Annotated in this window: 11 protein-coding genes; 7 read left to right on the plus strand and 4 right to left on the minus strand. The window is 59.7% G+C overall.

Annotated features, from left to right (window positions below; genetic code table 11):
- Positions 1–12 precede the first annotated feature (12 nt).
- Entirely contained in the window at positions 13–3,639 is a 3,627-nt protein-coding gene (locus C8265_RS06835; protein ID WP_108483241.1) for an efflux RND transporter permease subunit, read from the minus strand.
- Entirely contained in the window at positions 3,636–4,871 is a 1,236-nt protein-coding gene (locus C8265_RS06840) for an efflux RND transporter periplasmic adaptor subunit (protein WP_108483242.1), read from the minus strand. Before C8265_RS06840 ends, C8265_RS06835 begins: the two co-directional genes overlap by 4 nt.
- 213 nt (positions 4,872–5,084) lie before the next feature.
- Here C8265_RS06840 and C8265_RS06845 point away from each other — a divergent pair, with 213 nt between their 5' ends.
- The 3 genes from C8265_RS06845 (at position 5,085) to der (ending at position 8,662) form a co-directional block, all read left to right on the plus strand.
- Complete coding sequence (locus C8265_RS06845) at positions 5,085–5,738, plus strand: hypothetical protein (RefSeq protein ID WP_108483243.1); 654 nt, start codon at positions 5,085–5,087, stop codon at positions 5,736–5,738.
- Positions 5,739–5,818: 80 nt separating this feature from the next.
- Positions 5,819–7,135, plus strand: a complete 1,317-nt coding sequence (locus tag C8265_RS06850) for an outer membrane protein assembly factor BamB family protein (protein WP_164512288.1) — start codon at positions 5,819–5,821, stop codon at positions 7,133–7,135.
- A gap of 48 nt (positions 7,136–7,183) precedes the next feature.
- The gene (der, locus tag C8265_RS06855; protein ID WP_108483245.1) at positions 7,184–8,662 is read left to right on the plus strand and encodes a ribosome biogenesis GTPase Der; all 1,479 of its coding nucleotides are present in this window, start codon (positions 7,184–7,186) and stop codon (positions 8,660–8,662) included.
- 51 nt (positions 8,663–8,713) lie between these two features.
- On the opposite strand, the gene C8265_RS06860 is transcribed toward der, so the two are convergent.
- Both C8265_RS06860 and serS read right to left on the minus strand, forming a co-directional pair.
- Positions 8,714–9,406, minus strand: coding sequence for a hypothetical protein (locus tag C8265_RS06860; RefSeq protein ID WP_108483246.1), 693 nt, complete (start codon positions 9,404–9,406; stop codon positions 8,714–8,716).
- 78 nt (positions 9,407–9,484) lie between these two features.
- A complete protein-coding gene (serS, locus tag C8265_RS06865) occupies positions 9,485–10,768 on the minus strand; it encodes a serine--tRNA ligase (protein WP_108483247.1) in 1,284 nt (427 codons plus the stop codon).
- A gap of 301 nt (positions 10,769–11,069) precedes the next feature.
- Here serS and yajC point away from each other — a divergent pair, with 301 nt between their 5' ends.
- The 4 genes from yajC to C8265_RS06885 all read left to right on the plus strand — a co-directional run bounded on the left by yajC (position 11,070) and on the right by C8265_RS06885 (position 14,474).
- Entirely contained in the window at positions 11,070–11,393 is a 324-nt protein-coding gene (gene yajC, locus C8265_RS06870) for a preprotein translocase subunit YajC (protein ID WP_108483248.1), read from the plus strand.
- 26 nt (positions 11,394–11,419) lie between these two features.
- A complete protein-coding gene (gene secD, locus C8265_RS06875) occupies positions 11,420–13,081 on the plus strand; it encodes a protein translocase subunit SecD (protein ID WP_108483249.1) in 1,662 nt (553 codons plus the stop codon).
- Between the two features lies 1 nt (position 13,082).
- Complete coding sequence (gene secF / locus C8265_RS06880; protein WP_108483250.1) at positions 13,083–14,045, plus strand: protein translocase subunit SecF; 963 nt, start codon at positions 13,083–13,085, stop codon at positions 14,043–14,045.
- A 75-nt stretch (positions 14,046–14,120) separates the two neighbouring features.
- The gene (locus tag C8265_RS06885) at positions 14,121–14,474 is read left to right on the plus strand and encodes an Mth938-like domain-containing protein (protein WP_108483251.1); all 354 of its coding nucleotides are present in this window, start codon (positions 14,121–14,123) and stop codon (positions 14,472–14,474) included.
- Positions 14,475–14,476: the final 2 nt, after the last annotated feature.

Consider the following 14,476-nt stretch of genomic DNA (forward strand, 5'->3'; position numbering starts at 1 on the left):
CGGTTGCGCGACCTATTCCGCCGCGCGCAGAGCCGGGGTTGGGATGTCGTGCACCGGCGCAGGTGCGTCGGTTTCCCAGATGATTTCGGGCGCGCGGATTTTGCGGGCGGCGCGATTGTTTGACAGATCGCGCGCCGACTGCCCCCGCCGCCGCGCCAAAGCGCCCAGACCGCGCACCGAGCGATACGCGCCCTCGGAAATCCAGACCCGCAAGGCCAACATCGACGGAGTGAACACCAACGTCAGCATCGTGGCAATGCCAAGGCCAAACACCACCGCCGTGGCCAGTTGTTTCCACCACAGCGCGGTTGGGCTGTCGATCGAATAGCCGCCGCCGATGAAATCCAGCGACAGTCCAAACATCATCGGGGCAAGCCCGGCCATGGTGGTGATCGTTGTCAATAAAACCGGGCGAATCCGGTCTTCTGCGGTGCGCACGATTGCCTCGATCCGGGGCATATACCGGCTGTATTCCTGATAGGTATCGATCAGCACGATGTTGTTGTTCACCACGATCCCGGCAAGCGCGACAATGCCGGTGCCGGTCATGATGATCGAAAACGGCTGGTTCATCACCAACATGCCAATCAGACAGCCGGCGGTTGACAGAACCACCGCCAACAATACCAGAACCGAATTATAGATGCTGTTGAACTGCGCCAGCAGGATGATGAACATCAGGCACAGTGCGCCCGCAAATGCCTTCATCAGGAATGCACCGGATTCGGCTTGATCCTCCTGTTCGCCGGTCCATTCCCAATCAACCGAGGCGGGCAGGGGCGTTTCGGTTTCCAGCCATTTGGTCAGGGTTTCAATACGTTCGTTTGCATTCATCGCCACGTCGCGGCTGGCACCGCCATCATCGGTGACGGTTTTGGTCAGGCCGGGTGCAACATCGGCCTTTACGTCAAAAAACCTCTGCTGGCCGATCCGGTCGATCTGGCCCAGTTTTGCCACGGGTTTGCGGGTGATGAAATTGGACAGCGGAATCAACCCATCGGCGGTGCGCACCTTCAGGTTGTCCAGGGTTGACAGAACCCGGTCCTTTTGTGGCAGACGCACGCGAATTTCGATTTCTTCGTCTGATGTGGGCACGCGCATCGTATCAAGCAATATCCCCCGCGTCACCAATTGCACCATGCCGCCCACGGTCACCACATCGGCGCCGTACCGCCCGGCCTGTTCCACATCGACATCAATCTGCCAGTCGATCCCGGGCAGGGGGCGGCTGTCTTCGATATCGGTCAGCCCTTCGGTTGTTTCAAATTTCGCCCGGGCCAGGGCGGTGGCGGTTTGCAGCTCTTCCCAGTTGTTGCCGCTCAGGCGCAGATGCACCGGTTTGCCCGATGCCGGACCCATGGCAAGGTTCAGCACCTCGGTCTGGATGCCCGGAACGGTGGCGAGCCGTTTTTGCAGATCGGCAATGACGGCGTCACCGTCCAATTGATCCAAGGTTACGTCGCCGGGGTGGGTGCGGGCGTATTCTGGCCGGTCTTCCCATGGGATCAGCTCGATCTGAATCTGACCGATGGCATCCAGCGGTGTCGCCGCCCCGCCATTGTTCGAACTCAGCCCGCCTTCGCCCGCAAAGGCAAAGGCGTTGTCGATCCCTTTGGTTTCAAGTGTGATCGCCTCGACCTGGCGCAGCAATTCGTCTTTTTCGGGAAGAGACAGATTGCCGCGTGCCTTGACATAGACGATCGCCTGTTCCGGTTCGGATTCAACAAAGAACTCAACGCCGTTGTTGTTGGCGGCGAAATAACCAAAGGTGGAGATCACGAAAAAGATCACTGCGCCAATCGTCAGCACAGGCATCACCGGATTGCCTGTGATGAATTTGATCGCGTGGCCAAACAGCGTGCGTTTGCGCCCCGACGCCACGCGTTTGGGCGCGCGGCGAAATTTGACCGAATCCAGCAGAATACCCGTAATCATTGCACCAGCCACAAACAGCAGCGGCCCAACTGCTTTCATCAGCGCGCCGGGCAGGGTGGCCGATTCCCACGGCATCACAGCGAGATTTGGAAACAGATAGGTGGGGTTAAGCGTCTGCATCGCGCCGCTAAACACCAACAGCCCCGCAGGCACCAACAAGGCGGCGCGCACCACCCATGGCAACAGACCGCGCAGGATGGTCGACGCGCCATCAAACTGGCGCGATATCCGGCCCGCAACGCCACCCAGCACCGGCAGATAAATCAGCGCCACCACCAAAGAGGCAGACAGCACAAAAATCAACGTCACCGGCAGCATGCCCATGAATTCCCCCGCCACACCGGGCCAGAACAGCATCGGCAGGAACGCGCAAAGGGTGGTGGCGGTCGAGCTGACGATGGGCCAGAACATCCGCTTGGCCGCTTCGGTAAAGGCCGCCATCGGGCCTGCGCCCTCATCAATCCGGCGGTCGGCATATTCAACCACCACAATGGCGCCATCCACCAACATGCCCACGGCCAGGATCAGGCCAAACATGACGATGTTGGAAATTGTGATGCCCATGGCGCCCAAAAGCACAAAGCACAGCAAAAACGATGTGGGAATCGCAAATCCGACCAACAGGGCCGAGCGGATTCCCAACGCGGCCAAAACCACGATCATCACCAGGGCAACGGCCGTTAGAACCGACCCTTCCAATTGCGATACCATCGATTCAACCTGACGTGATTGATCATTGCTGGTGCCCACAGTGATCGCTTCGCGCAGATCGCTGGGCCATTCGGCGCTGACTTTTGCCACCTCTTCCTTGACCAGGGCCGAGGTGTCGATCAGGTTGAACCCCTTGCGTTTCACCACCTGAAGCGCGACGGTTTTCTGGCCGTTGAACCGCGCTGTGCCGGTGCGGTCTTCAAATGTCAGGCGAATGTCGGCCAGATCGCCCAGTGTCACCACACGATCACCGTTCACCTTGACCGGCAGATTGTAGATGTCTTGCTGTTTCTCGAATGACGACGGGATTTTCACCGAAAACGCGCCGTTTTCGGTTTCAACTTCGCCCGCTGCGATCAGTTGATTGTTGTTCTGAACAACCGAAATCAACTCATTCGCGGTGACGTTATATGCCTCAAGCCGCAAAGGATCGATGATCACCTCAAGCATTTCATCGCGATGCCCGGCCAATCCGGCCTCAAGCACGGGTTCCAGAGATTCCAGCCGATCCTGCAAATCGGTCGCCACGCGCAACAGCGTGCGTTCGGGCAAGGCCCCGGTGAGATTGACAATGATGATCGGAAATTCGGAAAAGTTGATTTCATTGATCGAATATTTATCGGCCCCGGTCGGGAACCGTGCCTCGACCGTATTCATCCGGTCGCGCACATCGGCCAGAATCTGGGATTTGTTCCAGCCGAATTCAAACTCCAACGCCACCCCGGCATAATTTTCGGCCGCGGTGCCGGTGATTTTTTTCAAACCATCCAGATCCGACAATTCGGTTTCCATCGGTTTGACCAACAGTTTTTCGCTGTCCTCGGCGGAAATGCCGGGAAATTGCACCGACACGAACAGCGCCGGAATTTCGATGTCGGGCTCGCCCTCTTTGGGCAGTTGGCTATAGGCCAGACCACCCGCAACGAGCGACAAAACGATAAACGCCAGGACCATCCGCGCGCGGGCGGCGGCCCAATCGATCATACCGGTCATTGGCCCACCTCGGCCTGATTGGCACGATATGTGGGTTTGATCGCCACACCGTCGGTCACATATTCCTGACCCACCACAATTGCGGCAACCGTATCGGGCAGGCCGGCCACCCAAACCCCATCAACCGTGTCGCGCAACACGCTGACAGGCACGAATTTGGCGGTGTCGCCGATATCGACAATGCGCAGGCCCAGATCACCATTATCGTTCAGTGTCAGGGCCGAGGGCGGCATCAGATGCGCCATGCGCCCATCGGATTGAATGATGATCTCAACGGTTTGTCCGTCGCGAATGGTCAGGTCGGGGTTGGGCACTTCAACCTCGGTGCGAAATGTGCGGGTATTGGAATCAGCGCTGCGCGACAGGAACGTGACACGCCCCACCACATCAATTCCCGACGCCAGCCGCGCCCCGGCCATCGCGCCAACGCGCACCTTGGCGACTTCGGTTTCGGGCACAAAGCCAACCAATTTGATCGGGTCCAGTTGGATGACCGTGGCGCAAAGCGCGCCGGGTTGCATCAGGGTGCCCAATTCGGCGGTATCGGTTTCCAACAGCCCCTCGAACGGTGCAAAGATGCTGAGGCGCTCGATCTCTTTTCGCGCGGCGGCCACTGCGGCTTCGGCGCTCTGCACCCCGGCGCTGGCTGATTCCAGGCCAGATTTTGCCGCCTGCACCGCGGCCCGGGCCGATTCGACCGCGGCGGCGGTTTGCGCCACCCGGGTTTGCGAGGCAAAGCCGCCCTCACTCAGTTTGCGCGCGGCGTTGTCGTTGATCATCGCCTCTTGCAGGCGCGATTCCGCTTCGGCCACGCGCGATTGCGCCTCGGGGCCGCGGGCGCGCGCCTCGCTCAGGCGGGCCTCGGTTTCGGTCAGTTGCGCCTCGCGGGTGCCGGGATCAAGTTGGCACAGCAACTGGCCTTCGGTCACGAACGCGCCTTTGCGCAAGGGGGCCGAGGTGATGCGCCCATTGGTTTCGGCGCTGACCGTGACCTGCCGCGCGGCTTCGGTGCGGCCCCGCAATAAAACGGCACTGTCAATTTTTTGCGCGGTTGAGCGTAACGCCACAACAGAAACGGCGCGGGCGCCTTCATCGGGGGCGTCCCCGGCTGTGGCGGTGTCTACGGCAATAGCTTCGTTTTGGGCAAATGCCAAAAGCGCGGGACGTTCGAAAACCAATAAATACAGCGCACCCGCAACCAGCAGTGCAGTGAGGATCGAGAAAAAACGCATCAAGGCCTCGTTCAGATCATAACAATTTAAAGTATGGTGGGGGGCGTTTATGCCGTTGGGTGTGTTATCTAAAGGGGTGTACGCTAAACTAATCGGTTCAGATTAATGTTTTCTGCATCCGTGCACAACGTTTAACGCCCCGCTGCTTTGGGGCCTTGGCAATGATGCCCCCGTCGCGGTAAGACACCCGCGACCGAAAACGGGGGATCCTGCGTGAGCAACACTGACAGTTTCGTTGAAGAGGTAACCGAAGAGGTGCGCCGTGACCGCCTGTTCGGGCTGATGCGGCGCTATGGCTGGATCGCGATTACCCTTGTGGTTCTGCTGGTTGGCGGGGCCGCCTATAACGAATGGCAAAAGGCCCGCACCCAGGCCGCGGCACAGGCGTTTGGCGATGGTATCCTTGCCGCGCTTGAGAAAAACGATCCTGCGCAGCGCCGTGCCGCCCTGGCCGATGTGGCCACGGCCACGCCACGTCAGCAGGCGCTTGTGTCGATGTTCATGGCGCAAGAGGCCGAACAGGACAGCAGCGATGTAACCACATCCCTCGCCGCGCTGGCGGATGAGGCGGATTTGCCGCAGATATACCGGGAATTGGCGCTGTTGAAATTCGTGATGCGCGCCGACAGTGGGTTGACCCCGGATGACAAGATTTCACGCCTGACCCCGCTGACCATTCCCGGCGCGCCCTATCGCCTGTTGGCGCTGGAGCAAATCGCGCTGGCCGAGGTGGAAAAAGGCGAATCCGATGCCGCATTGACCCGGCTTCAGGGGATACTGGCCGAAGATCAGGTCAGCCAAGGCTTGCGCCGCCGCGTTTCTCAGTTGATTATCGCACTTGGTGGGACGCTGGACGACGCGGCCTGAACGACGGCCCGCACAAGGGCCGCAGCACATTACGGCGCAGGGGCATTTCCCCGCCGCGCACGAGGGCAGGAGAGGCACAGATGGGACTGAGCAAACCGATGCTGGCGGCACTGGGCGCGCTAGGGTTTTTGGCGGCCTGTGGTGATCCTGAATTGATTCTCACGGGCGAACGTCTTGATCCCCGCGCCGATCTCAGTGGCGATGCCATGGTCGATGCGCCCGCACCGTCAACGGCGATCACCCTGCCCGCACAGGTGGTCAACGCCAGTTGGACCCATACCGCAGGCAGCCCGAGCCACACCATTCAACATCCCGCCCTTGGCAGCACCCTGAACCGGGCCTGGAGCGTGAATATCGGCGAAGGCAATTCGCGCCGTCACCGCATTACCGCCGCCCCGGTCGTGGCCGACAATCGCGTGTTCACGGTGGACAGCCGCTCGACCGTATCCGCCCACACGACATCTGGCGCGCTGCTGTGGTCGGTCGATCTGACCCGGGCGGGTGAAAACACTGACGATGCGTCCGGCGCGGGCCTTGCGATACAGGGTAACCGTTTGTTGGTTACCACGGGCTTTGGCGATTTGGTGGCGTTGAACGCTGCCACCGGCGCGCGCGACTGGATTCAGGAGCTGGATGCCGCGCCGGCAGGGGCGCCAACCGTGGTGGGTGATCTGGCCTATGTGGTCACGCGCGACGCCATCGCCTGGGCCATCGATATCAACACCGGCCGAATCGCATGGACATTGCCCGGCACACCCAGCGCTTCTGGTGTTGTCGGAGGGGCCGCGCCTGCGGTGACCGACCGTCTGGCGATCCTGCCGTTTGCCAATGGCGAACTGGTGGCGGCGCTGCGCGGTGGCGGCACCGGTGTCTGGAACAGTTTCGTGGCCGGTCAGCGCAAGGGTCAGGTATATGCACGGGTGTCAGACATCACCGGCGATCCGGTGGTCAGCGGCGACCGCGTTTACGCAGGCAGCCCGTCAGGGCGCACGGTTGCCGTGGATCTGACCACGGGTGACACCCTGTGGTCGGCGACCGAGGGCGCCATGGGCCCGGTCATTGTTGCCGGTGGTGCCGTGTTTGCGGTGTCGGACAAGGCCGAACTGGTGCGTCTGGATGCAGAAACCGGCACCCGGGTCTGGGGCACCGAGCTGCCGTTTTTTGTCAAAGCCGCAGCGCGCAGTCGCAAGGCAATCGTGGGCAATTATGGGCCGGTGTTGGCCGGTGGCCAGCTTTGGGTCGGGTCGGGTGACGGGCTGTTGCGCGCGTTCAATCCCGAAACCGGGGCGGAAACCGGGCGGGTCGCGCTGCCCGATGGGGCGGCGAGCGCCCCGATCGTGGCCGGTCGTACTTTATACATTGTTTCTCAGGACGGGATGCTTCACGCTTTCCGTTGACTGCGTTAGGGTGTAGACGGCGTTCTTCCTTTCCGCCGTGAGGGCATTATGAATTTTACCCTGGCCATCGTTGGCCGCCCGAATGTGGGCAAATCCACGCTGTTCAACCGTCTGGTCGGCAAACGGCTGGCTTTGGTCGATGATCAACCCGGCGTCACCCGTGATCTGCGCGAAGGGGCCGCACGTCTGGGCGATCTGCGCTTTACCGTGATTGATTCGGCCGGCCTGGAAGAGGCAAGCGATGATTCGCTTCAGGGCCGGATGCGGCGGTTGACCGAACGTGCCGTTGAGATGGCCGATGTCTGTCTGTTTGTCGTCGATGCGCGCACCGGCATTTTGCCGGCGGATGAGGTTTTTGCCGACATTCTGCGCAAAAAGAATTCGCACGTGATTTTGGCCGCAAACAAGGCCGAAGGCCGCGCCGCCGATGGTGGTGTGATCGAGGCATATTCCCTGGGCCTGGGCGAGCCGATCCGCATGTCTGCCGAACATGGCGAAGGCTTGAACGATCTGTACGAACAACTGCGCCCCCTGGCCGATCAATTTGCCCGGCGCGCCGCCGAAACCGCCGATGAAGCGCCGGAAATTGATGTGGATGTTGATGACGACGCGCCGCGCATCCCCACGAAAGCACGCCCCTTACAGGTGGCAGTGGTGGGGCGGCCCAATGCCGGTAAATCCACGCTGATCAATCAGTTTCTGGGCGAAGAGCGTCTTTTGACCGGCCCCGAAGCGGGCATCACCCGTGATGCAATTTCGGTCAATATGGATTGGCCGGGGGCCGATGGTGTGCCTGTGCCGGTGCGCCTGTTTGACACAGCCGGGATGCGCAAAAAGGCCAAGGTGCAGGAAAAGCTTGAAAAGCTGTCGGTGTCTGACGGTCTGCGCGCGGTAAAATTTGCCGAAGTCGTGGTGGTATTGCTGGATGTTGCGGTGCCGTTCGAACAGCAGGATCTGCGCATTGCCGATCTGGCCGAGCGGGAAGGCCGCGCCGTTGTTGTGGCCGTGAACAAATGGGATATCGAAGACGATAAGAACAACAAGATCAAGATGTTGCGCGAATCGTTCGAACGTTTGCTGCCGCAGTTGAAAGGCGCGCCATTGGTTACGGTGTCGGCCAAGACCGGCAAGGGGTTGGATCGTCTTCAGGCCGCCGTGATCAAAGCCCATGAAATTTGGAACCGCCGCGTCACCACGGCACAGTTGAACCGCTGGCTTACCGGCATGGTCGAGGCGCATCCGCCCCCCGCGCCCGGTGGGCGGCGGATCAAGCTGCGGTATATGACACAGGCCAAAACCCGGCCCCCCGGATTTGTGGTGATGTGTTCCTATCCCGATAAAATGCCCGCTAGTTACGAGCGGTATCTGGTCAATGGTTTGCGTCTGGATTTCGATATGCCGGGCACGCCGATCCGGCTGTGGTTTCGCGGGCAGGGCGAGGACAACCCCTATAAGAACCGCACGAAGAGCACGCCATCACGCCTGCGCAAGCATCTTGGCAAAGGGCGCGCCGACGATAAAGGATAGTGAAAATCGAACATTTCGGGCGGGTTCAATTAAACATTTCCGCCCGAGATATCACTTTTGCTGCAATCTTAGCGCGGTCAAGACAGCGATCAGCGCGCCACCACCCAATGCCAGCGCCGTCAGGGCCCAGGACTGCGCCCAATTCTGCGCCGCGACAGCGATCAGCGCCCAGACGACAGCAGCGCCATAGGCCAGGCTGGGCCGGTGGCGGATGACCAACGCGGCCAAGGCCAGCGCGCCCAAAAGACAGACAACCGACGCCGTCGTTTCCGACATCCAGCCGTATCCGGCAAACAACAGCCCCACCGCCACGAAACTGGCCGCGGTCAGCCACCCGGCATACAGCCCGATCGGCGCCTTGGCCCATAGTGTGTCGGTGGCCGGGGCGCGATCAAACGCCGCCAATGCGGCCAGAAGCATGATCCAGATCATCACGGTGGCGATGATCGGGCTGATCAATGCCACAGGCAGCCAGGCCGCCCCAACCGCAAGTGACAGCGCAAGCGGCAAGCGCATCGGCTCCCACGTGGTATCTTCGCGGCGTTTCCACAGGCCGAATATGGCGCTGACGATCAGCCACAGATAGATCGGCCCCCAAATCGCAAAGGCATATCCGGCCGGTTGCACCGGCGGATCGATTTGCGGAATTGGATAGCGGTCAGGATCAAAGCCGCCAAATTCGGGGTTGAGAAAGGGCGAGATGGCAAAAGCCAAAGCCGCGAGAAGCAGGATGATCGATTTCATTTTGTTAAACCTAGTCCCGGTCGGCGGACGGTCAATATCGTTTGGCCATCCGCCCGTTTTTCACGGATATTGGTGCGGTTATTCGAATACGCCCTCAGCGGTGATCCGGGTTTTGCCGCCCAGATAGGGGTGCAGGGCATCGGGCAGGGTAACAGACCCATCGGCCTTTTGCCCGTTTTCCAGCACCGCAATCAGGCAACGCCCCACCGCCACCCCGGACCCGTTCAGCGTGTGCACATATGCCGGTTTGCCATCGGTTTTGACCCGTGCATTCATCCGCCGCGCCTGAAAATCGCCGGTGTTCGAAACTGAACTGATCTCGCGATAGGTATTCTGGCCGGGCAACCACACCTCAAGATCGTGGGTGCGTCGCGCGCCAAACCCGGTGTCGCCTTCGCACAACAGCATCACCCGATAGGGCAGGCCCAGACGCTCCAGCACATTTTGCGCGCATTCGGTCATGCGCTGATGTTCGGCCTTGCTGTGTTCTGCCGCAGTGATGCTGACCATTTCGACCTTTTCAAACTGGTGTTGGCGCAGCATGCCGGTGGTGTCCTTGCCGGCACTGCCCGCCTCAGAGCGGAAGCACAGCGAATGCGCGGTCAGCCGGATCGGCAGTTGATCGGCCTCAAGCGTGGTGTCGCGCACGGTGTTGGTCAGGGTGACCTCGGAGGTGGGAATAAGCCACCAGCCGTTTGTGGTTTGGTAACTGTCATCTGCGAACTTGGGAAGCTGGTTGGTGCCATACATCGCCTCTTCGCGCACCAGAACCGGGGTGTTGGTTTCCTCAAGCCCGTGTTCGGTGGTGTGCATGTCCAGCATGAATTGCGCCAGGGCCCGGTGCAGCCGCGCCATGGCGCCACGCAGCACCACAAACCGGCTGCCCGACAGGGTGGCGGCGGTGTTGAAATCAAGGCCCCGCGCGGCAGGCAGTTGATAATGTTCGACCGGTTGAAAATCAAAACTGGCCGGGGTGCCCCAGCTGTGGATTTTCTGGTTGTCGGTGTCATCGCGGCCCGGCGGCACGTCATCGTCCATGATATTGGGCAGCGTCAGCAGAAGATCGGCCAGCTGTTGATCCAGCGCCTTGGCCTGGGTCTCCATATCGCTGACTTCGGTTTTTTTGGCGGCAACCGTGGCGCGCAACTGTTCAAACAGTGCCTCATCGCCCGCTGCCTTGGCTTGCCCTACCTGTTTGCTGGCGGCGTTCTGTTCGGCCCTGGCGGTTTCGGCGGCGTGAATTGCGGCGCGGCGGGCATTGTCAATGTCCAATACCTGCGCCGACACGCCCGTCAAACCCCGGCGCCCCATGGCGGCCTCAAACGTTTCGGGATGTTCGCGGATGGTGCGGATATCGTGCATGGCTAAAGTCCTGTTCCGAGTCGGTTTTGCGGGTTATGGCGCGGATTTGCGTGGGGTGTAACCGATTTTCCGCAGCAAACCCGCCAAATCCAACGATATCTCACAATGGGGCAGGTTGGTCATTTGTAAACCTGTGTCGGAGCGCCAAAGCCACGCGTGCCGCTCTGACGGGGTCACATGCGCGGTGAATTGCAAAAAATCCGCCGCGCCCCTTGCTTGCCAAGCCATTCACCCACAGATAGGGTGCGCGACGATGCGAATGGGGCCCTCGGGCCTTGGCTTTTTATCGAGGGACCAAACCATGTTTGTAACGCCTGCTTATGCGCAAGCGGCCGGAGGCGCCGCCAGTGCCTTTACCAGCTTTGTACCACTGATTCTGATCTTTGCGATCATGTATTTCCTGTTGATCCGCCCTCAGCAGAAAAAGCTTAAAAATCATCAAAAGATGGTCGCAGATCTGCGCCGGGGCGATCAGATTGTCACCGCTGGTGGGCTGATTGGCAAAGTGTCCAAGGTCAAGGACGATAGCGAAGTCGAGGTTGAACTGGCCGAAGGCATCAAGGTGCGCGTTGTCCGTGCGACGATCAGCCAGGTTTTGAACAAAACCGAACCTGCCGCTTCTTAATCTACTGATAACAAGGGGCGTCTTTGATGCTGACGATTTCGGCCTGGAAGCGATTCCTGATTTGGGTGGTGATTGCCACAGGGCTTATCTTTGCGCTGCCCAACGGGTTTTATACCCGGGTTGAGCGGCACAATGATGCCTTGGCCGAGATTGAGCAGTTGGGCGCCACCCCCGCCCGGCAAGAGGCGGTCGCCGCCTGGCCCAACTGGATGCCTGCGACCCTTGTGAACCTGGGGCTGGATTTGCGCGGTGGCGCGCATCTGCTGGCCGAGGTCAATGTAACCGAGGTGTATGCCGACCGGTTGGACGGTATGTGGCCCGAAGTGCGCGACGCTCTGCGCGACGCCCGTGATCAGGTCGGTACAATCCGGCGGATCGAAAGCGATCCTGACGTTCTGGCTTTGCGTATTTCACAACCTGAAAACATGGCGCGCGCCTTGGAAATCGTTCGCGCTTTGGCGCAACCCGTGGTCACGCTGACCGGTGCGGGCGCGCGTGACATCGTGGTCGCGGGCGAGAATGACGTGATCACCGTGCGCCTGACCGAACAGGAACAGGCCGCCACCGACGATCGCACCATGAAACAGTCGGTGGAAATCATCCGCCGCCGGGTCGATGAGGTGGGCACGCGGGAGCCGACCATTCAACGCCAGGGTGCCGACCGTATCCTGATTCAGGTGCCCGGCATCGGCAGCGCGGGCGAGTTGAAAGAACTGATCGGAACCACCGCACAATTGACATTTCATCCCGTCGTTGGCCGCACCGCCGATGCCGCACAGCGCCCCGGCGCGCGGCAGGTGATTTATCCGTCGATTGATGAGCCGGGCGTGTTCTATATCATGGAACAAACTCCGGTCGTGACCGGCGAAGAATTGGTTGATGCACAGCCCAGTTTTGATCAAAATGGACGTCCGGCGGTCAGTTTCCGGTTCAACCCCAGCGGTGCGCGTAAATTCGGCGATTACACGGCCGAAAATATCGGATCACCCTTTGCCATCGTTCTGGACGAAGAGGTAATCAGCGCGCCGGTGATTCAAAGCCATATTCCCGGCGGCAGCGGCATCATCACCGGGCAGTTCGGGGTTGAGGAATCAACGAACCTTGCGGTTTTGCTGCGTGCCGGGGCCTTGCCCGCAGGCATGACATTTCTGGAAGAACGCACCATCGGCCCCGAACTCGGCCAAGACAGCATCAACGCCGGGCGGATCGCGTCAATCGTGGCCTTCTCTGGCGTGCTGGTCTTTATGGCGCTAAGTTATGGATTGTTCGGCATTTTTGCCAATATTGCATTGATCCTGAACGTGGGTCTGTTGTTCGGCTTGCTCAGCATGATTGGCGCGACGCTGACGTTGCCCGGCATTGCCGGCATCGTGCTGACCATCGGCATGGCGGTGGATGCGAACGTATTGGTGTTTGAACGTATCCGCGAAGAACTGAAAACCGCCAGAGGCCCGGCGCGCGCGATTGAGTTGGGTTATGAAAAAGCGCTAAGCGCGATTGTGGATGCCAATATCACCACATTCATCATTTCGGTGATCCTGTTCACCCTTGGGTCGGGGCCGGTTCGCGGATTTTCGATTACTTTGGGGCTGGGCATCATGACATCGGTATTCACGGCCATTTTCGTCACACGATTGTTCGTCGTCATGTGGTTTGAACGCCGCCGCCCTAAAACGATTGAGGTTTAAGATGCGTCTGCGCCTGGCCCCCGACAATACGAATTTCGATTTCTTCAAACACCGCAAGCTGACCTTTGGCGGCTCTTGTGTGGCGATGGTTTTGTCTGTTGTCGTCTGGTTGATGATGGGTCTGAACTTTGGCATCGATTTCAAGGGCGGCACCACGATCCGTACCGAAAGCGTACAGGTGGTGGATGTGGGCGCCTATCGCGCAGCCCTTGATCCTCTGGATCTGGGCGATGTCACGATAACCCAGGTGTTCGACCCAACCTTTGGCGCAGATCAGAATGTGGCGATGATCCGCATCCAATCCCAGGATGGACAGGAAAGTGTCGGCGCCGATCTGGTGGTGGCTGTCGGTGAGGCGCTGAAAACGGTTGATCCGACGATCACCTTTCCGTCGGTTGAATCTGTTGGCCCAAAAGTATCGGGCGAATTGATCATGACCGCGCTTTTGGCAGTGGGCGTGTCGTTGGCGGCGATCCTGTTTTACATCTGGTTGCGGTTTGAGTGGCAGTTTTCGGTAGGCGCGGTTTTTGCCCTGTTTCATGATGTCATTCTGACTGTGGGGATATTTTCACTGCTGCAAATCCGGTTTGATCTGGCAACCATTGCCGCGCTTTTGACGATCATCGGGTATTCGATCAACGACACCGTGGTGATATTTGACCGGCTGCGCGAAAACCTGATCAAATTCCGCAAGCGGGATTTGCAGGACGTGATGAACCTGTCGGTCAATGAAACCCTCAGCCGCACATTGATGACTTCGGGCACCACCCTGTTGGCGCTGATTGCCCTTCTTATTCTGGGCGGCGATGTTATTCGGGGCTTTGTCTTTGCCATTACCTGGGGTGTTGTTGTCGGAACCTACAGCTCGGTTTTTGTGGCCAAGAATGTGGTGTTGATGTTGGGTGTCAACCGTGATGACAAGCCGGCCGACAAAGGCAACCAATTCGCCGATATCGAGGCCTGACAGGACCAGCCAAACAGCGATCGGCATTCTGAGCAAGAAACAACCAGCGGCACGTTAAGCGGAAAGGGCGATTTCATGCGATTGAACGAGATAAAATTCGACGACGCACGCCCGATTGATGGGTATGGCCCCGGTTTTTTTCGGGTGGCTGGACAGCTGTTTGAGGGTGACGTGTTTGTGTCGCCCAGCGGGGTTCAGCCGTGGGATGGTTACGGCGATGCCGCCATGCTGATCCGGGCGCGGGATGAATTGGATGTGGTTTTCATTGGCACAGGGGGCGAGGTGGCCCATGTGCCAACCGCCTTTCGCGCCGCGCTGGAAGAGGCGGGATTGGGCGTTGAAACCATGGCCAGCCCGGCCGCATGCCGCACCTATAACGTGCTGCTGAGCGAGGGGCGCCGGGTTGGCGTGGCCCTTTTTGCCGTCTGATC

The organism is Oceaniglobus ichthyenteri, from assembly GCF_003057885.1.
GTDB lineage: Bacteria > Pseudomonadota > Alphaproteobacteria > Rhodobacterales > Rhodobacteraceae > Oceaniglobus > Oceaniglobus ichthyenteri.

Excerpts from the sequence above, each read along its gene's own strand:
- C8265_RS06840 (WP_108483242.1), bottom strand. The coding sequence starts at position 4,871 with ATGCGTTTTTTCTCGATCCTCACTGCACTGCTGGTTGCGGGTGCGCTG.
- der (WP_108483245.1), top strand. The coding sequence starts at position 7,184 with ATGAATTTTACCCTGGCCATCGTTGGCCGCCCGAATGTGGGCAAATCC.
- secF (WP_108483250.1), top strand. The coding sequence starts at position 13,083 with ATGCGTCTGCGCCTGGCCCCCGACAATACGAATTTCGATTTCTTCAAA.
- secD (WP_108483249.1), top strand. The coding sequence starts at position 11,420 with ATGCTGACGATTTCGGCCTGGAAGCGATTCCTGATTTGGGTGGTGATT.
- C8265_RS06860 (WP_108483246.1), bottom strand. The coding sequence starts at position 9,406 with ATGAAATCGATCATCCTGCTTCTCGCGGCTTTGGCTTTTGCCATCTCG.
- C8265_RS06850 (WP_164512288.1), top strand. The coding sequence starts at position 5,819 with ATGGGACTGAGCAAACCGATGCTGGCGGCACTGGGCGCGCTAGGGTTT.
- C8265_RS06835 (WP_108483241.1), bottom strand. The coding sequence starts at position 3,639 with ATGACCGGTATGATCGATTGGGCCGCCGCCCGCGCGCGGATGGTCCTG.
- C8265_RS06885 (WP_108483251.1), top strand. The coding sequence starts at position 14,121 with ATGCGATTGAACGAGATAAAATTCGACGACGCACGCCCGATTGATGGG.
- serS (WP_108483247.1), bottom strand. The coding sequence starts at position 10,768 with ATGCACGATATCCGCACCATCCGCGAACATCCCGAAACGTTTGAGGCC.
- yajC (WP_108483248.1), top strand. The coding sequence starts at position 11,070 with ATGTTTGTAACGCCTGCTTATGCGCAAGCGGCCGGAGGCGCCGCCAGT.